The following is a 19,402-nucleotide window of genomic DNA, read 5'->3' as shown; positions in this document are numbered from 1 at the left end:
AAACCAGGCCATCAAGCATGCGTTGAATCAGGACGGCAGTGGCTCATAAACTGAAACTCCGATGTATCGATCGTATGAGCCACGATCTTTCTCAGGAAGCTTGTCTCGGGTTACGCGCAATGTGAATCCCCCCTGCAAGTGCCCCGCGTCGAGAACCATCCAATCGAAAATATCATCGCCTTCAAATGCAAGCCGCTGTCCAACCTGATGCCATTTCTGAAGCTCGGGTGGCACCTCGAAAAACGTACCCGAAAATAGCCGCTCCTCAGCATGATAATGCACTGCGGCAAGCCAAAGGAAAACAAAGTGGTCCTCCCCAAGACGTTCGGACTCGTCGGGATCGCGAAACCGAAGCTTCGCGGAACAGAAGGCATCTGCATTTCCCTCGATGTGTTCGACAAATGTCGGCACACTCGCAAGCGCGCGATCGTAAGCTGCAAGGAAGGCGGGGTCTTTCTGCGAGATAGCCGTGAAGAGTGGCTCATTCCGCGGTTCGTCGAATTCACTGTTCAATTGAGATTTTTCGCCCATAAAAGACCTCTTGGACTAACCTTGAACCGCTCAACGAGCTGCGAAGTCCGCGCGCTTCTTCCGGAGTGGGAGAGGCGGTGTCGCACTACCAGCCAAAGAGCCCTATCACGCTACCGACCAACCGCCATCCACCAATATACTCGCGCCATTGATCAGCGACGCCGCCGGCGAGGCGAGGAACACCACGGTGCCGGCGACGTCGATCGGGTCGCCGATGCGGCCGAGCGGGATGTGGCCAGCAAATGCAGGCGCAGGCGCGGCTGCTGCCGCGCGAGGCGCCGGTGACCAGCGCCACCTTGCCGGCTAGGTCGAATTTCGGTGTGAACTCATTTCTCATGCGATTCCACCTTGTTCTTCAAATCGGACCGGCTGCCGTGTCGGACCGAATAGGCTCGCGTGAATTCGGCGCCCAGCAGAAATATCTCCGCCGAATAATAGACCCATAACAGCACGACAAGCAGCGCGCCGGCCGCGCCGTATGATGATGAGATGGCGCTGGTTCCGATATACCAGCCAATCAGCGACTTGCCGATGGTGAACAGAAACCCGGTGACCACGGCGCCGAGGCCGACATCGCGCCATTGCAGGCTGCGGTCGGGCAGCACCTTGTAAATCGCGGCAAACAGCAGCGTGATCAGGGCAAACGAGACGATCCCGTTGATCGCGCTCAGGATGATGGTGCCGAACGGCAGGTAGGCGTTGATGACTTCTCCGAGCGCCGAAATTGCGGCGCTTACGACCAGCGACACCAGCAGCAGGAACCCGAGGGCGGCGACCAGGCCCAGGCTTGCAATGCGTGCCCGGACCAGCCGTGAAATCGTTGCCCCGCTCGGTTTGACTTTCCAGATTTCGTTCAGCGCCAGCTGCATTTCGCCGAACACGCCGGATGCGGCAACGAACAGCGTGACCAGCCCCAGAATGCTGGCAAGGGTTCCCGCTTCCTTCTGCGAGGCGTTTTCGATCGTCGCTTGCAGCAGATCGGCACTTTGCGGCCCCATCAGGCCGGCGATCTGTGCCGAAAGCGCGAGTTGCGCCGCCTCGTGCCCGAAGGCCATGCCGGCGATAGCGACAATGATGAGCAGGATCGGCGCGAGCGAGGTCGTGGCATAAAACGCTATCGCCGCCCCATGGCTCAGCGCATTGTCGTCGATAAAGCCGATGACGCTCTGCTTGAGGAGCCTCCAGCCCTCTGCTGCCAAATTCCACATGTAGGCCTCGCATGCCTGTCAACAAACAAGTAGCGGCGGCGCAGCGCCGGGCGAGGGGAGAGGCTCGGCCGGAACAAAGCCGGCAACGGCACGCTGTACAAGGCGATCGCCTATAAAGGCGGCGCGCAGCGAACATCGAAAGGTGCCGCTCGACTGGCCAGGTCGTGCTCACGATGCAGTCAGGGGAACTGTGACGGTTGTCTGATAATTTATCGGATATCGGTCGAAATACGGGAACTCGACTACGAATGCATATTGGGCGGTCAGATGTGCCATGCGAAAGCCGCCGCTGGGGGCGTCGATTGCTATTGTCACCTCGACGTCTTTCAATCCCAAATCCAGTAATTTTTCCGTGGCAATGGCTTGGATCTGGGCCTGCGTCAGCGAGTTTTTCATTTGCAGCGCACGTGACGACGTTTCCAGCGTGTACCGAACACTCGACATGGCATTCAGAGCCCAGCCGAATGCAAAGATGCCGATCAAAAGCATTATCAGGAAAGGCGCGATCAGCGCGAACTCTAATGCAGCTCCGCCTGATGCATCCCCCGTGAAAGCTCTCGACTTAGCGGACACGAATCACCTGTTGATGACTGAGTTCGCGCGAGAGGGAAAACGCGCCAAAACTGAAGGGCGGTGACCAGGTGGCTGTCGCCTGTATTTCCACAAAGACGGCGGGAGCTTTCGAACTGTCGCACAGGACAGATGGATCGACCACGATGGTCCCGCACATATATTTCCGGCGCAGCGTCACCTGCGCGTCATCGGGATGGGTTTCCCAGCTCGAAAGGGCGACGACTTGGATAGTCACGTCGTCGGCTGCGCCTTGCATCACTAGATTGGCCGCCGTTTTAACGCCGGCACGCATCGACAATGCGCTTGATACAAAAGACCAGCCGTCAGTAATGCCGAGAAGTACCAGGCAAAGGATCGGCAGTACCAGCGCAAACTCGACCGCGGCAGCACCTGAATCGCTCCGGAACATCCGGACTGAAATCCGTGCCACGAAGATTACTCGACTAGCTTTATTGATTGTGCGGCCGGAATGTCACGCATTCCGAGGCTCGTGCAATCCTGGCTGATGCTCGTATTGCCAGACCACTGCACGGTACCGGCGACGACCTGGGTGCAACCGCCCTTGCCAGAGAAATTGCCGAGGTAATTGACTGCCTGGGTTGGAAAATACAGGCCGCCGGTCAAAAGCGAATCCGCCGTGCCATTGAACGTGTTCGATCCCGTCGGGTTACCCTTGTTGCCGTAAAACAGGACACCGGAATACGTGCCCGACGTCGGTGCGCTAAGCTTGATTGTGGCGTTGCCGTTCATGCTGACGCCCGAACTGCCGGCCAGATAGATGATGACTCCGTCGCCGGAGATATTCGCGTTCGAGTTCGCTTTGAAATCACCGCCTTGGATGACGTATATGCCGGGCGAGAGGACAACATTGCCGCTCAGGCTCAACCCGCTGCAGTATGTCCCGGGGGTCAGGGTTGACAATCTCGAGTTTTGACAGGGAGTTGTGGCTGGTGGCGTCGGCAAGTCGATAAAGGGATCACCAGCGGGTAAGGCCTGGGTTATGGGGCTGGCGCAAACGGTTGTTACAGGGTTGTTCAACGAAACGCCGCCGGCTGATATGAGGCAATCGACCTGAAGGTTGGCCGATCCCTGAAGCTTGATAGCATCCGCAGCTATGGAATTGGACATCACGGAGCAGCCGGTCAGTTTTGTGGTCGAACTGCCGGAAAAGAGCACCGCTTTGGAAGCGGAAGGATCGCGCGCCTGCATGCAGGCTTTTGAAGCGTCGGTGATAAGAGCCACCGCCCTTGCCTGGGCGCCAACCGAGTTTTGCGTAAATATTGCCGTGAAAAATCGATCAAGCTTTTGATGAACGATAACCTCGACCGCCTTTTTCGCGACATTCGGGCCGGAAGACGGAGGGATGAAGACCTCGATCGTACCTGTTGCCGGTTCCCAGCCGTTCGTCGTCGCCGACAGCGTCGCGGCGGAGACTATCGTTGGCTTGTCGGATCCCGAAACCTTTTCCAGAGCGCCGGCATAGGCTGCCGCATCCGCCACAGCCTGTAATTTCAGGCTGCTATAGTACCAGTAGGACGTTTCGACACCGAGGCCCGCTGCACCGACGACGATCGGCAACGACAGGGCAAATATAGTAGCAACGTTGCCGCTCTCGCCGATTCCTTGCAGAGAGCGGAACACATGCGTGAAAATACGGGCACGCCATTCCATTTCCCTATTTGGGCAGCAACGACTAAAGGATTGCCTAAGATTTTCCGTCCATTGTTAGCCGGCTCCTCGCTCTGGCGGCGCGTGTTGTTTCTGCTGCAGCCTCTCGCCCGTCGAATTGGTCGGCTGTTCCAAGATTGAGCCAATTGCGGTTTGGCATCACGCGCAAGAAATCGCCGCCGCGGCCGGTTTCGATTGGCAATGGGTTGCCGTTCCCTGCTATTCCCGCTTCAAATCAAAAAGCAGTGGACGTTTCCAGTATGACCAATGTCGCATTGACCGGGCTTGCCCGCGATCTTGCCAAGCGTGCCGCGGAAGGCCGCCCGGTGCGCATCGGCGTTATCGGTTCGGGCGAGATGGGCACCGACCTGGTGACGCAAGGCATGCTGATGCCGGGCATTTCGGTTTGCGCGATCTCGACCCGCCGGCCGCATACGGCGCGTGACGCCATCCGCATTGCCTATGGCGACGAGGCGATGGCAGCCGAAGCGGACAGCGCTTCGAAGGTCAGCCAGGCGATCGAAAACGGCAAGATCGCAATTACCTCGAACGAAATGCTGGTCACCAATCCGCTTATCGACGTCGTCATCGATGCTACCGGCAAGCCCGGCGTCGCCGCCGATTTCGACCTGATGGCGATGCAGCACGGCAAGCATCTGGTGATGATGAATGTCGAGGCCGATGTCACCATTGGCTGCTATCTGAAGCAGCAGGCGGACAGGCTCGGCGTCGTCTATTCGGTCGGCGCCGGCGACGAGCCGTCGAGCTGCATGGAACTGATCGAGTTCGCCTCGGCGCTCGGCTACACCATCGTCTCCGCGGGCAAGGGCAAGAACAACCCGCTCAACCACGACGCCGTTCCCGACGACTACCGCGCCGAAGCGCTGCGCCGAAACATGAACCCGCGCATGCTGGTCGAGTTCGTCGACGGCTCGAAAACCATGGTCGAGATGTGCGCCATTGCCAACGCCACCGGGCTGGTGCCCGACGTTCCCGGCATGCACGGCCCCAAGGCCGATCGCGACGAGCTGGTCAAGGTGCTGATCCCGCGCGAGCAGGGCGGCATCCTGTCGAAAAAGGGCGTCGTCGACTACACCGTCGGCAAGGGCGTGGCGCCCGGCGTCTTCGTCATCGTCGAGGCGACGCATCCGCGCATCATCGAGCGCATGGACGATCTGCATATCGGCCACGGCCCCTATTACAGCTTCTTCAGGCCCTACCATCTGACCTCGCTGGAAGTTCCGCTGACGGCCGCTCGTATCGCGCTCTACGGCAAACCCGACATGGTGCCGCTGCCGCGGCCGGTTGCCGAGGTCTGCGCGGTGGCCAAGCGGGATCTGGCGGCAGGCGAGGTTTTCGACGCGATCGGCGAGACCTGCTACCGCTCCTGGACCATGACCGTCGAAGAAGCCCGCGCCCACCGCGCCGTGCCGGTCGGTCTGCTCGAAGGCGGCAAGGTGCTGAAACCGGTGAGGAAAGGCGAATTGCTCACCGCCGACAATGCTGCGCCCGACCCGACGACCAGGCTGTTCGCCTTGCGCCGGCTGCAGGACGAGATGCTGTATGGGGCGGGGTAGGTGCATCGCAGTTCGTGAGCGAAGCGCCCAAACTGCCAATCTCCCCCCTCGTGGGGGAGATGTCCGGCAGGACAGAGGGGGGCGCGAAGGAGCCCTGCTTTTCTAAAGGCGGCTATTGCCGCTGAAACGCACGGCAGACGATCGCCGCCGACCGGCTTCTCTCAAAAGCCCTACTTCCCCAACTCGATCGACCGCAGCCGCGCCGCTTCCACCGCTTCGGTGAGCAGGCGCGTCAGACGGTCCTCGCCCATCAGCACGGCAAGGGCGGCAGCCGTAGTGCCGTTGGGGCTGGTCACCTGCTGCCTGAGCACGCCAGGCTCCTCGCCGCTTTCGGCGGCAAGCGAGGCGGCGCCGTAGACCGTCTGCATGGCCAGAAGCTTTGCGACCTTGCCAGGCAGGCCAGCCTTCTCGGCGGCCACGGTCAGCGCTTCGATGAAGTGGAAGATATAGGCCGGCCCCGATCCGGAGACTGCCGTCACCGCATCCATCAGGCCTTCGTCGTCGATGTCGGCCACTTGCCCGCTCGCCGAAAGCAGGTCGGCGACAAGGCGTTTGGTGTCCTCGGAAACCAGCCTGTTGGAAAACACCACCATCATGCCCTTGCCGATCGCCGCCGGCGTGTTGGGCATGCAGCGCACGATCGGCGCGCGGTCGCCGAGAACGCCTTCGAACGTGGCGACCGGCGTCCCGGCGGCGATGCTGAGGAAAGTGGTTCGGCCATCGTTGAAGCGGATGTAGCCAGCGGTCACGTCGCGGATCACCTGTGGCTTGACCGCAAGGACGACGAGGGCCGGCACGGCGTCTGCCGGGATGGCGCCGGCATCCGCGGCAGCAGAGCAGCCCAGTGCTTCGGCACGCTTGCGCAACTCGGCACTGGGCTCGACCACGAACACCGCAGCCGGAGCGAGCTTGCCGGCTTTCAGCCAGCCCGAGAGCATGGCGTAGCCCATATTGCCGCAACCGGCGAGAACAAGCCTGATCGTCATCGAAAGCCTCCCATAGAGATGGCTTCCCCATAGACGTTCGCGGCAGGGCGGGGAAGTCCTGTTGGGACCGTGATCAGGCGGAAACCCGGACCTTGCGGTTGGCATGCGCATGTAGTCGTGCAGTGGCGCGGCGACCAAATTAACCTTTTATTTCCTATGCCTGTTTAGCATCGCTTAACCAGTGGCGGTCGCTACGTCCCAGCCCGAGGGGAAAGCTCCAGAAACCATGGCTTATAGGAATAATCGTGAACACTGGAGGAACGAGCAGTCCCTGCTGTCGTTCGTCGAGGCAGCGAGCGACGGGGACGAAGCGTCGCTGGTTTCGCTAGAGGACCGCGCAGGCCCGTCATGGCGCGAGGATGCCGCCACACGCCATCGTCTCGCCCGCTCGCGCCGCGAAGCGCGTGCCAGCCCGATCCTGTTGGCAGCCGCCGGTATCAGCCAGCCCGATCCTGATGAGCCAAAGGCCGGCACCATGCTGATGGAAGAGGCTGCAGCTGCCGATGTAGTTTTCGAACCCGCTGGCTCCCTTGGCGGCCCCGATGCCGGCTCCGCTGAGGACAAAGCGTACCGGGCAGCGCGTCGGGGTCCGATCGGCGCCGTGTTGTCAGCGCTGCGCAGGCTCATGCCCGGCAGAGCGCCGGAGGAGATGGCGTCCGGCGAGACTTCCGCCGCGACAAATTCCAGCGCAGCCATATCGCCTGTCTTCTATCCGCAGCAACCCACGCCGCCGCATTCGGCCCATACTCAGGCCTGGTCGAAGGCGGCAAATCAGGCCTCGGAAGCCGCCGATCAGCAAACCCAGATCGAAGAAATCCGCGCCAGCCTGCGCGAATTCCGCGAGGTCGTTCGGGAGCTCACCGAAAACCGCACGCGCCGCCGCTATTTCTAAGCGTCGAATAAAACATGCCGGTTTCGAGTTAACGGCATGGGACGGCGCATTGACGGGATTGCCCGGCTCGATTTTCGTGAAAATGCCGCGCTGCAGTCCGCCCGCCTGCGCATGGTTCTGGGCAACGACCTGCATAAAAGATATCTGGAGCGCGCCGCATGGATGTTTTGACGCGGCAGGCTTACGCGATAGGCGTCGAGGGTGGTTCATGGCTGAGTTGATTGACGGAAAAAGCGTCGCCGAAGACGTGGTGCGGCGGGTCAAGGTCCTGACCGCCGAACTCGCGGAAAAGGGCGGACGGCAGCCCGGTCTCGCCGTGGTCATCGTCGGCGAGGATCCGGCGAGCCAGGTCTATGTCGCCTCCAAATCGCGCACCGCCAAGGAATGCGGCTTCCATTCGGTTCAGCACACGCTGCCGGCCGAAACCTCCGAGCCGGACCTGTTGAAGATCATCGGCCAGCTCAACGCCGATCCGGCCATCAACGGCATCCTGGTGCAGCTTCCGCTTCCCGGCCATATCGATGCCGGCAAGATCATCCAGACCATCGCGCCGGAGAAGGATGTCGACGGTTTCCACTTCATCAATGTCGGCAAGCTTGGCACCGGCGAGCTCGAGACCGCCTTCGTACCTTGCACGCCGGCCGGCTCGATGCTGCTGACCGAACGCGTGCGCGGCAAGGACCTGTCCGGCCTCAATGCGGTCGTCGTCGGGCGTTCGAACATCGTCGGCAAACCGATGGCCAATCTTCTGCTTGCCGCCAACTGCACCGTCACCATCGCACACAGCCGCACCAGGGACCTGCCGGCGCTTGCCCGCACCGCCGATATTCTGGTTGCAGCCGTCGGCCGGCCTGAAATGGTCCGCGGCGACTGGGTCAAGCCTGGCGCCACCGTCATCGACGTCGGCATCAACCGCATCGCCGCACCTGAAAAGGGCGAAGGCAAGACCCGCCTTGTCGGCGATGTCGCCTTTGCCGAAGCAGCGAAGGCGGCCGGCGCCATCACGCCGGTGCCTGGCGGCGTCGGGCCGATGACCATTGCCATGCTGATGGCCAACACGCTAGCTTCCGCCTACCTCGCAGCCGGGTTGAAACGGCCTTCCTTCTGACCAGAGAGCAGCGTCCTTGCCCAACCTCACTGTCCCCTTAGAGCGGCCGGTCACCAATGATCCCGTTCAGGGCGGCCGGCAGTTCGGGTTTCTGTTGGTCGACAAGTTCTCCATGTTCTCGCTGGCCGCGGCAATCGACACGTTCCGGTCGGCGAACCGGCTGCTCGGCCGCGATTTCTATGGCTGGACGACGGTGTCGGCCGACGGCGATGCCGTCATGGCGTCTAACGGCCTGCCGCTCAAGATCGACTACGCCGTTGCCGATCTGCCGCCGGTCGACATCCTGTTCGTCTCGGTCGGGCTAACGACGGAATTTCCCGGCAAGAGCAAGGTGCTGGCGGCGCTGCGCAGCTGGGGCCGGCGCGGCAATGCGCTCGGCGCGCTTTCGGTCGGGTCCTATCTGCTTGCCGAGGCAGGGCAGCTCGATGGCTATCGCTGCACCATACATTGGGAAAACCGCGCCGGTTTCCTCGAACGCTTTCCGGAGATCAACTGCACCGGCAACGTCTTCGAGATCGACCGCAAGCGCTACACCTGCGCTGGCGGCACCACCTCGATCGACCTGATGCTGGAGATCGTGCGCGGCGATTTCGGCTCGAGCCTCGCCAATGGCGTCGCCAACCAGTTCCAGCATGAGCGCATCCGCTCGGCCGGTGACCGCCAGCGTGTCGGCCCGGAGCGCGACCTGACCGGCAAGTCAGAAAAGCTGCGGCGCATCGTCGAGCTGATGGCCGACCATCTCGACGAGCCGCTGTCGGCGGTGCAGCTCGCCAAGTCGGCGGGCCTGTCGGTGCGCCAGGTCGAGCGCCTGTTCCTGCGCCACCTCAGTGTGACGCCCGGGCGCTATTACATGCGGCTCAGGCTTGAGCGGGCGCGCGAATTGCTGCGCCAGACCAACATGCCGATCCTCGACGTGGCAATCGCCACCGGCTTCACCTCGCATTCCTATTTTGCCCAGAGCTACCGGCTGCAATTCGGCCGGCCACCTTCCGAGGAACGCCGCACGACCTATTGAGGGTTTTGCACAGAGGCGGCGGAGCTTCGTGCTCCGCCCGGGCTTGTGTCGCGACGCAGCGTCAAATAGCTTTCCGGCGCCGAGCGGCGGCGACTGACGGGAAGATATTCAATGGCCGGATTCGTGCGGAGCGCCGCTGCGGCGGCCCTGCTGCTGTGGATGACGGGGTTCGGCTTCGCCGCCGATCGCGTCATCGTCATTCTCGATGCCTCCGGCTCGATGTGGGCGCAGATCGACGGCAAGCCCAAGCTCGAAATCGCCCGTCAATCGCTGCGGAACGTGCTGCAATCGGTCCCGGCCGACGAGGAAATCGGCCTCATGGCCTATGGCCATCGCGAGAAGGCCAGTTGCGACGACATCGAACTGATCGTGCCGCCACAGGCCGGCTCGGCAAGTGCGATCTCAGCCGCGGCGGACAGCCTGAAATTTCAGGGCAAGACGCCGCTGACCGCCGCGGTCAAGCAAGCGGCGGAGGCGTTGAAATACACCGAGGAGAAGGCGACGGTCGTTCTCATCACCGATGGCATCGAGACATGCAATGGCGACCCCTGTGCGCTCGGCAAGGAACTGGAGGCTGCCGGCGTCGACTTCACCGTCAATGTTGTCGGCTTCGGCCTGACGGCGGCCGAGGGCAAGCAGGTTGCTTGCCTCGCCGACAACACCGGCGGCAAATATGTCGAGGCATCGGATGAAAAGGCATTGCACGACGCCTTGGTCGAGACCGTCGCGCCTCCGCCACCCGTCCCTGAACCGGCTCCCGCCCCGCAGCCTGCTCCCCAGCCGACCCCCGCCAAGCCGGCGGAGTCCAATTTCGTGCCCACCGTCGTGCTTGCCGAGGGTGGCGATCCCGTCACCGACGGCAATGCCTGGGAGATCTACAAGGCGAATTCCGACGGCACGCGCGGCGATCCCGTCATCACCGAATATGGCGCCTACAAAGGCAATCTGGAGCCGGGCGACTACATCGTCGTCGCGCGCGCCGGCGAGGCCAGGGCCGAACAGAAGATCAAGATAGAGCCTGGCCAGGTCGCCAAGCCGCACTTCAACCTGAATGCCGGCACGCTGGTCATCCACCCCAGGCCAAGCGAAGGAGCGGACCTAGATGACGGCGCGGCTGTCGTAATCGGCTATCCCGGCGTCGATACCCCGCCGACCTATTACGGCGACACGAAAGTCGTGCTGCCGGCCGGCGACCAGAAGGTGACCGTCACGATCGGCCAGGGCATGGTTACCGAGACGATCCTGCTTGCCGCCGGCAGGGTCATCGACAAGGACATCATTGTCGGCGTCGGGCGTATCGTTGCCAATGCCTATTATGCTGCCGGCGGTGACAAGGCCGAGGGTTCGGGCGTTGGTTTCAAGGTGCTCCAGGCGAAAAAGAACGTCGACGGAACCAGGCGGGAGGTGACTTATGCCTACGGTCCGGACAGCAAGTTCGATCTGCCGCCCGACGATTATGTAATGGTCGCGACGGTCGACCTTGCGGTGGCCGAGCAGCCGTTCAGCGTCAAGGTTGGCGACCATCAGGATCTGAAGATCGCGATAAACGCCGGCATGCTGACGATAACCGCGCCAGGGGCCTCGAAGATCGAGATATTCGAGGCCAGGAAGAACATCGACGGAACCCGCAAGTCGGTCGGCTACGCCTATGACCAGAAGTATGAAGCCACCCTGTCGTCCGGCGACTACGCGGTGGTTTCGGAGAAACCGGACAACAGCTCGAAAGAAGGCACGGTCACGGTCAGGGCCGGTGCGCGAGCCGAGCTGACGGTTCAATAGATCCAGAGCAATTCCAGGAAAAGTGTGGAACGGTTTTCCGTCCGGAATTGCGCAGAAATAAAGGGGGAGCAGCCATCGGCCGCTCTTCCTCATGGCCGAAAAAGGGTCACGCCGTACCGAAGGCGCTGGCGCCATGGTCGGCGCGGCCTACCAACTGCCGGAACCCGGCGAAAAGCTCGCGGCCGAAGCCGAATTCATTGCCTATGAGGTCGCTGTCCGCGGGGCGGCGCAGTGCGAAATCGCCGGCTGGCACCAGTACTTCGAGCGTTCCGGCCTCGGCGTCGAGCCTGATGATATCGCCGTCATGGATCCTGGCGATCGGCCCGTCCTCCGCCGCTTCCGGCGTCACGTGGATCGCCGCCGGCACCTTGCCTGAAGCGCCCGACATGCGCCCGTCGGTGACCAGCGCCACATGCTGGCCGCGGTCCTGCAGGATGCCGAGCACGGTGGTCAGCCTGTGCAATTCCGGCATGCCATTGGCCTTCGGTCCCTGGAACCGAATGACGGCAATGAAGTCGCCGGTCAGCGACCCCGCCTTGAACGCCTCGTTCAGGCCTTGCTGGCTGTCGAACACCTTGGCCGGCGCCTCGATGATGCGCCGCTCCGGCTTGACCGCCGATGTCTTGATGACGGCGTGGCCGAGATTGCCCGAAAGCACTTTCAGACCGCCGCTCGGCTGGAACGCCTTCTTGAACGGCGCCAGCACCTTCTCGTCGCCGCTATGGCGCGGCGAGGCCTCGCGCACGACGCCGCCGTCGGCGCCGAGCTTGGCCTCGACCGCATAGGGGCGCAGCCCTTCGCCCCACACCGTCCGCACATCCTCGTGCAGGATGCCTGCGTCGAGCAGTTCGCGGATCAGGAACCCCAGCCCGCCGGCGGCGTGGAAGTGGTTCACATCGGCAAGGCCGTTCGGATAGACCCGCGCCAGCAGCGGCACCGCTTCCGAGATGTCGGAAATATCCTGCCAGGTAATGGCGATGCCGGCCGCCGCTGCCATGGCGATCAGGTGGATGGTGTGATTGGTCGAACCGCCGGTGGCGTGCAGGCCGACGATGCCGTTGACGATCGAGCGCTCGTCGATCATCCGCCCGACCGGCGTGTAGGCGTTGCCGAGCGCGGTGATCGCCAGTGCCCGCTTGGTCGCTTCCCTGGTCAGCGCGTCGCGCAGTGGTGTGCCCGGATTGACGAACGAGGCACCGGGCGTGTGCAGCCCCATGATCTCCATCAGCATCTGGTTAGAATTGGCTGTGCCGTAGAAAGTGCAGGTTCCCGGCCCGTGATAGGATTTTGATTCCGCTTCGAGCAGTTCGGCCCGCCCCACCTTGCCCTCGGCATAGAGCTGGCGGATCTTGGCTTTTTCGTCGTTCGGAATGCCGGTCGTCATCGGCCCGGCCGGGATGAAGACTGCCGGCAGATGGCCGAAGGTCAGCGCCGCGATCACCAACCCCGGCACGATCTTGTCGCAGACGCCGAGATAGACGGCGGCATCGAACATGTTGTGCGACAGGCCGATCGCCGCGGCCATGGCGATCACGTCGCGCGAGAACAGCGACAGCTCCATTCCGGGCTGGCCCTGGGTGACGCCGTCGCACATCGCCGGTACGCCGCCGGCCACCTGGGCGATGCCGCCGGCCTCGCGGGCCGCGTCCTTGATCAGCGCCGGAAACGTCTCGAAAGGCTGATGCGCCGACAGCATGTCGTTATAGGAGGTGATGATGCCGAGGTTCGGCACCCGGTCGCCGCCAAGCGCTACCTTTTCGGAAGGGCTGCAGACGGCAAAGCCGTGGGCCAGGTTGCCGCAAGACAGCACGGCCCGGTTGGCGGTGCGGTTCGAGGCTTCGGCGATGCGGCCGAGATAGGCCGCGCGACCGGGCTTGGAGCGCTCACGGATGCGCTGGGTGATGGCTTCGATGTCGCGTCTTGCTGTCATGGCGGTCGGTCCTTTCAGGCGAGGTCCCGCAAACACCTTCCGGCTGTTGCCGGGACCTGCAGCCAAGTTGAGATCAGGGTGCCCAGAAAACCTCTAAGGGCTTTTGAGTGGCATCGAGCACGGCGCGAATGGGCTGTCGTGTTCCAGTTCCAAGCGCGGCCTCGAATGCGGTGCGTTTTTCCGCGCCCTCGATATGCAGCGCGATGAAGGCGGCATTGATGATCCGCGCCAGTGACAGCGTCAGCCGTGGCTCGCCGGCGCTTGCCGCGTGAACTGGAAGCACAATCCTTTGCGACGACGGATCGAGCAATCTTGCCAGGTTGTCGGCATCCGGAAAGAACGAGGCGGTGTGGCCATCAGTTCCCATGCCGAGCACAACAACGTCGAGTGGCCAGGGCAGCACTTGCAGCGCCTCACTGTCGGAGACCGCTGCCCCCTCGATCGTTGCCGCGGCGTGGTAGAGCGGCACGAAATTCGCGGCGGCGGCCGCGTTCTGCAGCAGGTTGGCGGCAACCAGGCCGGCATTGGAGCGGGGCGATGAGGGCGGCACGAAGCGCTCGTCGACCAATGTTATCGTCACCTTTTCCCAGGCGATCGGAACGGTCGAAAGCGCCGCAAAGAATTTCGCCGGCGTCGTGCCGCCCGAGACCGCCAGCAGTGCCGTGCCGCGCTCGGCGATCGCCTTTGACAGGCGGCCGGCGACGTGGCCGGCAAGTGCTGTCGCCAACTCCTGGCGTCCGGCAAATTCGTGCCAGTTGTAGGCGCCGCCTAATTGCTCTCGTGCCATGTCCGCCCGTCGCGTTCGATCAGCGCAATCGAGGCCGAGGGACCCCATGTGCCGGCGGTGTAGCCTTGCGCCTCTTGCCTTCCGCTTTCCCAGGCATCCTGAATCGGGTCGATCCATTTCCACGCCGCCTCGACCTCGTCGCGGCGCATGAACAGCGTCTGGTTGCCACGGATGACGTCCATGATCAGCCGCTCATAGGCATCGGGGGCGCGGCCGTCGAAGGATTGCGCAAAACTCATGTCGAGCGGGATCTGGCGTAGCCGCATGCCGCCCGGCCCTGGATCCTTGATCATGATGAACTGCTTGACGCCTTCGTCGGGCTGCAGCCTGATGACCAGCTGGTTGGCGGAAATCGGCCCGGCGCTCTCGCCGAAGATCGAATGCGGGATCGGCTTGAATTCGATGACGATCTCCGAAACGCGCGTCGCCAGCCGCTTGCCGGTTCGGAGGTAGAACGGTACGCCCGCCCAGCGCCAGTTGCCGATCTCGGCTTTGAGCGCAACGAAAGTCTCGGTGTTGCTGTTCTTGCCGAGCTCCTCGACATAGCCTTTCACCGGCCCGCCGGCCGAGGCGCCGGCACGGTATTGCCCGCGCACCGTGTGCTTCGGCGCCTCGTTGCCGTTGATGCGCTTCAGCGCCCGCAGCACCTTCAGCTTTTCGTCACGGACTGCATCGGCGTCCATCGACGACGGCGCCTCCATGGCGACGAGGCAGAGCAGTTGCAGCATGTGGTTCTGCACCATGTCGCGCAATGCGCCGGCCTTGTCGTAATAAGTGACGCGGTCTTCCAGGCCGACTGTCTCGGCCACGGTGATCTGCACATGATCGACATTGGCGGAATTCCAAAGCGGCTCGTAGAGCGCGTTGGCAAAGCGCAGCGCCATCAAATTCTGCACCGTCTCCTTGCCGAGATAGTGGTCGATGCGGAAAATCTGGCTTTCATGGAAGTCGTCGCCGACCAGGTCATTGAGCGCGCGCGCCGAAGCGAGATCGCGGCCGATCGGCTTTTCCAGCACGATGCGCGAATTCGGCGTAATCAGCCCGTGCTCCTTCAGCTTGTGCGAGATGTCGCCGAACAGCGCCGGCGCCACCGCCAGATAGAAAGCGCGGATGTGTTCGCTGTCGCCGATCGCCTTCTTCAGCCTGTCGAAGCCGGCACCAGTTGTTGCATCTGCCGGGATATAGGAGAGCCGTGCGAGGAACGTCTTCAGTTCCGTGGCGTCGATATCTTCCGGTTTCACATGATCGGCAATCGCCTGCCTGGCGAAAGACTGGAACTCCTCGTCTGTCATCTTCGAACGTGATGTGCCGATGATGCGCGTCGGCTCGGAAAACTGGTGGTCGCGCTGGCGGTGGTACAGCGATGGCAGAAGCTTGCGTTCCGACAGATCGCCGGTGCCGCCGAAAATGATGAAGTCGAAAGGGTCGACGGGGATGATCTGGCTGGTCATGGTCTGTCCGCTCTGACGCCGGTCGCGATAACGCGGCTGATATAATCTAATCGATTTAAACTTGCCAGTGCCATTGCGTCACATCCGCGTGTGCTCTTGACACCGGCGCTAGCCGGAGGCTTGTCGGCAAGCGATGCTTCCGGGAGCGTTCGCAGGTGCAGCATAGAGCGGGATCAAGGCGAAAGCCAAAGGAGAAATCGGCAATGGACACACATCTTTCGATGGCCGTGGCCAAACGCGTCGTCGATCGTCTTCAACGATGAGTGAGAAAAGCATGCGCCTCAAAAACAAGGTCGCCATCATCACCGGCGCCGCCTCGGGTTTTGGCGAGGGCATGGCCAGGCGCTTTGCCGAGGAGGGCGCGCGGGTAGTCGTCGCCGATCTGAACGCCAAGGGTGCAGAGCGCGTCGCCGGCGAGATCGGCGAAAACGCGATCTGGACCCAGACCGACGTCTCGCTGCGGTCCGAATTCGACGACATGGTCCATGCTGCAATGAGCGCCTTCGGTCGCATCGACATCATGGTCAACAACGCCGGTTACACCCATCGCAACGGTGATATGCTGGAAGTCGATGAGGCGACCTTTGACCTGATCACATCAGTCAACATGAAGGCGATCTACCACGCAGCGCTTGCCGTGGTACCGGTGATGGAGCGGCAAGGCGGTGGCGTCATCCTGACGACGGCCTCCACGGCCGGTATCAGGCCGCGGCCTGGCCTCACCTGGTACAACGCATCGAAAGGCTGGGCGATCACCGCGACCAAATCGATGGCGGTGGAACTCGCGCCGAAGAACATCCGCGTCAACTGCCTCTGCCCGGTTGCCGGCGAGACCGGCATGCTCGCGAAATTCATGGGCGCCGACACACCCGAGATCCGCGAGAAGTTCCGCGCGTCGATCCCGCTCGGCCGGCTTTCGACGCCGCTCGACATAGCCAATGCCGCGCTTTGGCTCGCTTCGGACGAGGCGGCTTTCATCACCGGCGTGGCGCTGGAAGTCGATGGCGGGCGTTGTATTTGAACGGTCCAGTCATCCGGCGGAGGACTGGCTGATGGCGAGCGACCCGCAATCGCTCTGCCGGCCCTACGCCCCGGTTTTGACGTAGCTCTTGTAGACCCAGCCGCGCTTGCCGTTGTAGACGATCTGGCACCATTGCTTACAGCTCATCACTTGCACCGAGGTCTTGGCCGGCACGGTGAGAATGGCGGCCGCATTCTTCTTTGGGCCGGTGCGCATGGTAACGGATCTCAGGATCCGTCCGGATTTTGCCTTGGTGCTGTTGTCGTCTTCGCTCGCGGTCTGCGCCGCCGGTTGCGGCTTGGGCGTGGGAATGGCGGCGGTCTGCGCGCCGTCAGGCCCTGTGTTCTTCGTCGAGCTGCCGGGAGCCGCCACCTTGGCAAACAATGCCGCAGCGTCGGGTTTTGCCGCCGGGTCGGCGAATGCCACCGAAGCAGACGATTTATCGGCCGCCTGCTCGGTCTGGCTTGCCAGCTGGTCGGATGCTGCCGTGGCGGCGGCCGATGCCGTCTTTGGCCCCGTCCAGCGCGGATCGTTGGGAGCCAGCGCCGGTATCTCGGCTTCCGCTGCGGCCACCGCTGGGGAAACTGCATCTGCCTTGCCCGTCGTCCTCGGCGCCGCAGCAACCTTGGCAGGCATGATCTTCGTCGTCTTGACCGGGATGGTCGGAACGATCTGCTCAGGGCTTGCGGCCGCTTGTCGCTCATTTGCCGGCAATGCCAGCCACAGCGCCACCGCGGCAACGCCGAGCAGTGCGGCCGTGCCAAGCGCGGCGATTACCAGATGCGCGTTCGACCGGACCCCGTGCCAGAACGTCGGCCGCATATCGTAACCGAATTGCATCGCAAGGCGCCGTCGTTCCGGCGCGCCGAAACTGAAGGGCTCTCTCACTCTTGCCACCTCCATTTGCGGGCCGATGTTCTTACGACCGATGCCGGAGAGCCGGCATTTCGATCGGCATCGGTCCCAAACCAAAAGCGGGCAGGCCCGCAAAAATTCCCCGTTCAGCTGCCCACGAGCATCATCTTTCGCCCGCGATTGTGGCATCACTGCGCCCGTGGCGCGAATTCTGCGCCCTGGTTAAGGGTTCTGCAACGTCTGGTTAGATTCTGTCCCGCAACGCGTACCAGTTGAGCGCGAGAAAGAGCAGTGGCGCGCGCAAACGCCGGCCGCCGGGGAAGGGTGGAATTTTCAGGTCCTCGATCAGCTTCAGCCGGTCGCGGTTGCCGGCGACCGTCTCGGCATAAAGCTTGCCGAAAAAGTTCGACAGCATGACGCCGTGGCCGGAATAACCGCCGATCGAGATCACATTGGGCATCACTTCGCGCACGAACGGCTTTCTCGGCACGGTGATGCCGACATAACCGCCCCAGCCATGGGTGATCTCAACGTCCTTCAATGCCGGATAAATCTCGGCGATCTGCCGGCGGATGTGGATGTGGATGTCCTTGGGATCGTTGACCGCGTAGATCTCGCGCCCGCCAAACAGCAGCCGCCCATCCTTCGATTTGCGGAAATAGCGCACGACGAAGCGCGAATCGTCGACTGCCTCGCCACCCGGCAACACTTTGGAATCGGCTCCCAGCGGTACCGTCGCGCCGATGAACGAGCCAATCGGCATGATATGCGCGGCACTCACCGGTTCGAGCGTGCCGCCATAGGCGTTGACCCCGATCAAGCACTTCCCGGCGATGATCGTGCCCTTCGGCGTCGTCACCCTCACCTTGCCGCCGCCGGAGGTGATGCCGGTCGACGGCGTCTGCTCGCATAGCTTTGCGCCGGCCCGCGCCGCGACTTTCGCTGTGCCGATCACCAGCTTCAGCGGATGGATGTGGCCGGTGCCGGTGTCGCGGGTGCCGCCGAAATAATGCGTCGAGCCCAGCCGCCCGGCTGTCTCCGCGGCATCCATGAATGAGATGTGCGGATAGCCGAAACGGCTCGCCATGATCTCGGCATGAGCCTTGTAGTCGTCGACATAGCGCTTCTTGTGCGCTACCGACATCTGGCCGGGCATATAGTCGATCTCGATCTGGTGCATCGCGGCGAAATCGAGCAGATGCGCCTTGGCCTCTTCGGCCAGCTCGAACAGCGCCTTGGCGCGGGAAAAGCCGTACTCCGCTTCCAACTCCTCTGCCCAGGCCCGCTGTCCGGTGCCGAGCTGGCCACCATTGCGGCCCGATGCGCCATCACCGAAACGATGCGTTTCGATAAGCACGACATCCGCGCCTGTCTTGGCGAGGTGAGCCGCCGCCGACAGGCCGGTAAAGCCGCCGCCGACAATCACCACATCGCATGTCCGGTCGCCGTCGAGCGCCGGATATTCGGGCCTCGGTCCTGCCGTGTCTTCGTACCAGGAGCGGCCGGGGGAGATTGGGGATTGGTAGGTCATGATGCTCGGCTAGGGGAGTAGGGAGTAGGGAGTAGGGAGTAGGGGAGTAGGGAAGCTAGTCGGGTGACAGTTTGCGGATCAGAAGGCGAAGAAGCTTCCCAACGCTTTCGGTACTCGCCAACAATGAAGCCGCGGTCGCCTTCGGCGCGATGCCGGTACGCTCGGCGATCAGAAGCTGAGTTTCCAGTTCCTTCAATGATCCTTGAGCGATACGGAGAAATTGTTGATAGGAACCTCGGATCTCTCTGCCATATCCCTCAGCAATGTTCGACGGCACCGAGCTTGCAGCGCGCCGCACCTGGCTGGTCAGTCCATAAAGTTCTTCCTTGGGCCATGATTTAGTCGCGCCGTAAACGGCCACAGCAAGGTCCATGGCCTGCTGCCAGACTATCAAATCCTTGTAGGAACCCGTTTTCTCAGCCATTCGTCCCTACTCCCCTACTCCCCTACTCCCCTACTCCCCTACTCCCCTACTCCCCTACTCCCCTAC

At 62.5% G+C, this 19,402-nt stretch carries 19 protein-coding genes and 1 pseudogene; 7 read left to right on the top strand and 13 right to left on the bottom strand.

What is annotated here, in order from left to right; genetic code table 11:
• Positions 1-27: 27 nt before the first annotated feature.
• The 6 genes and pseudogenes from NKH21_RS30545 to NKH21_RS30520 form a co-directional block, all read right to left on the bottom strand.
• The gene (locus NKH21_RS30545; protein ID WP_352664076.1) at positions 28-531 is read right to left on the bottom strand and encodes a DUF2314 domain-containing protein; all 504 of its coding nucleotides are present in this window, start codon (positions 529-531) and stop codon (positions 28-30) included.
• A gap of 105 nt (positions 532-636) precedes the next feature.
• Positions 637-777 (bottom strand): annotated as a pseudogene (locus NKH21_RS30540) (SDR family oxidoreductase); the annotation flags it as partial.
• Positions 778-857: 80 nt separating this feature from the next.
• The gene (locus NKH21_RS30535) at positions 858-1,739 is read right to left on the bottom strand and encodes a YihY/virulence factor BrkB family protein (RefSeq protein ID WP_352664074.1); all 882 of its coding nucleotides are present in this window, start codon (positions 1,737-1,739) and stop codon (positions 858-860) included.
• 168 nt (positions 1,740-1,907) lie between these two features.
• Entirely contained in the window at positions 1,908-2,312 is a 405-nt protein-coding gene (locus NKH21_RS30530) for a TadE/TadG family type IV pilus assembly protein (protein ID WP_352869555.1), read from the bottom strand.
• Positions 2,302-2,721: a TadE/TadG family type IV pilus assembly protein gene (locus NKH21_RS30525; protein ID WP_352869553.1), complete on the bottom strand. Its 420-nt coding sequence runs from the start codon at positions 2,719-2,721 to the stop codon at positions 2,302-2,304. Before NKH21_RS30525 ends, NKH21_RS30530 begins: the two co-directional genes overlap by 11 nt.
• Positions 2,722-2,747: 26 nt before the next feature.
• On the bottom strand, positions 2,748-3,983 hold the full coding sequence (locus tag NKH21_RS30520; protein WP_352869551.1) for a pilus assembly protein TadG-related protein: 1,236 nt from the start codon (positions 3,981-3,983) through the stop codon (positions 2,748-2,750).
• Positions 3,984-4,240: 257 nt separating this feature from the next.
• Here NKH21_RS30520 and NKH21_RS30515 point away from each other — a divergent pair, with 257 nt between their 5' ends.
• Entirely contained in the window at positions 4,241-5,557 is a 1,317-nt protein-coding gene (locus NKH21_RS30515) for an NAD(P)H-dependent oxidoreductase (RefSeq protein ID WP_352664066.1), read from the top strand.
• A 170-nt stretch (positions 5,558-5,727) separates the two neighbouring features.
• On the opposite strand, the gene proC is transcribed toward NKH21_RS30515, so the two are convergent.
• Positions 5,728-6,543: a pyrroline-5-carboxylate reductase gene (gene proC / locus NKH21_RS30510; protein WP_352664064.1), complete on the bottom strand. Its 816-nt coding sequence runs from the start codon at positions 6,541-6,543 to the stop codon at positions 5,728-5,730.
• Between the two features lie 226 nt (positions 6,544-6,769).
• On the opposite strand from proC, the gene NKH21_RS30505 reads away from it, so the two are divergent.
• From NKH21_RS30505 to NKH21_RS30485, 5 genes are all read left to right on the top strand, one after another.
• Positions 6,770-7,435 carry a hypothetical protein gene (locus NKH21_RS30505; RefSeq protein ID WP_352664062.1) on the top strand — a complete coding sequence of 222 codons (666 nt, stop codon included), beginning with the start codon at positions 6,770-6,772 and terminating at the stop codon, positions 7,433-7,435.
• A gap of 36 nt (positions 7,436-7,471) precedes the next feature.
• Complete coding sequence (locus NKH21_RS30500) at positions 7,472-7,606, top strand: hypothetical protein (RefSeq protein ID WP_352664060.1); 135 nt, start codon at positions 7,472-7,474, stop codon at positions 7,604-7,606.
• 37 nt (positions 7,607-7,643) lie between these two features.
• A complete protein-coding gene (gene folD / locus NKH21_RS30495; protein WP_352664058.1) occupies positions 7,644-8,543 on the top strand; it encodes a bifunctional methylenetetrahydrofolate dehydrogenase/methenyltetrahydrofolate cyclohydrolase FolD in 900 nt (299 codons plus the stop codon).
• Positions 8,544-8,559: 16 nt separating this feature from the next.
• Entirely contained in the window at positions 8,560-9,558 is a 999-nt protein-coding gene (locus NKH21_RS30490) for a GlxA family transcriptional regulator (RefSeq protein ID WP_352464953.1), read from the top strand.
• A 111-nt stretch (positions 9,559-9,669) separates the two neighbouring features.
• Positions 9,670-11,337: a vWA domain-containing protein gene (locus NKH21_RS30485; protein WP_352869547.1), complete on the top strand. Its 1,668-nt coding sequence runs from the start codon at positions 9,670-9,672 to the stop codon at positions 11,335-11,337.
• Between the two features lie 106 nt (positions 11,338-11,443).
• Here the strand turns inward: NKH21_RS30485 and edd are convergent, their stop codons facing one another.
• The 3 genes from edd to zwf form a co-directional block, all read right to left on the bottom strand.
• The gene (gene edd, locus NKH21_RS30480) at positions 11,444-13,267 is read right to left on the bottom strand and encodes a phosphogluconate dehydratase (RefSeq protein ID WP_352664054.1); all 1,824 of its coding nucleotides are present in this window, start codon (positions 13,265-13,267) and stop codon (positions 11,444-11,446) included.
• A 73-nt stretch (positions 13,268-13,340) separates the two neighbouring features.
• Positions 13,341-14,054 (bottom strand): 6-phosphogluconolactonase, encoded by a 714-nt coding sequence (gene pgl, locus NKH21_RS30475; protein WP_352664052.1) that lies wholly within the window; start codon positions 14,052-14,054, stop codon positions 13,341-13,343.
• Positions 14,036-15,505, bottom strand: coding sequence for a glucose-6-phosphate dehydrogenase (gene zwf, locus NKH21_RS30470; protein ID WP_352472717.1), 1,470 nt, complete (start codon positions 15,503-15,505; stop codon positions 14,036-14,038). Before zwf ends, pgl begins: the two co-directional genes overlap by 19 nt.
• A gap of 274 nt (positions 15,506-15,779) precedes the next feature.
• On the opposite strand from zwf, the gene NKH21_RS30465 reads away from it, so the two are divergent.
• Positions 15,780-16,526, top strand: a complete 747-nt coding sequence (locus NKH21_RS30465) for an SDR family oxidoreductase (protein WP_352664049.1) — start codon at positions 15,780-15,782, stop codon at positions 16,524-16,526.
• Positions 16,527-16,589: 63 nt separating this feature from the next.
• Here the strand turns inward: NKH21_RS30465 and NKH21_RS30460 are convergent, their stop codons facing one another.
• From NKH21_RS30460 to NKH21_RS30450, 3 genes are all read right to left on the bottom strand, one after another.
• Positions 16,590-17,414, bottom strand: a complete 825-nt coding sequence (locus tag NKH21_RS30460; protein ID WP_352488310.1) for an SH3 domain-containing protein — start codon at positions 17,412-17,414, stop codon at positions 16,590-16,592.
• Between the two features lie 211 nt (positions 17,415-17,625).
• The gene (locus tag NKH21_RS30455; RefSeq protein ID WP_352664047.1) at positions 17,626-18,912 is read right to left on the bottom strand and encodes an NAD(P)/FAD-dependent oxidoreductase; all 1,287 of its coding nucleotides are present in this window, start codon (positions 18,910-18,912) and stop codon (positions 17,626-17,628) included.
• A 55-nt stretch (positions 18,913-18,967) separates the two neighbouring features.
• Positions 18,968-19,336 carry a four helix bundle protein gene (locus NKH21_RS30450; RefSeq protein WP_352457075.1) on the bottom strand — a complete coding sequence of 123 codons (369 nt, stop codon included), beginning with the start codon at positions 19,334-19,336 and terminating at the stop codon, positions 18,968-18,970.
• Between the last annotated feature and the right edge of the window lie 66 nt (positions 19,337-19,402).

Origin of the sequence: Mesorhizobium sp. M1329 (assembly GCF_040318035.1) — a bacterium.
GTDB lineage: Bacteria > Pseudomonadota > Alphaproteobacteria > Rhizobiales > Rhizobiaceae > Mesorhizobium.
This window is presented reverse-complemented; position numbering and strand designations above follow the sequence as displayed.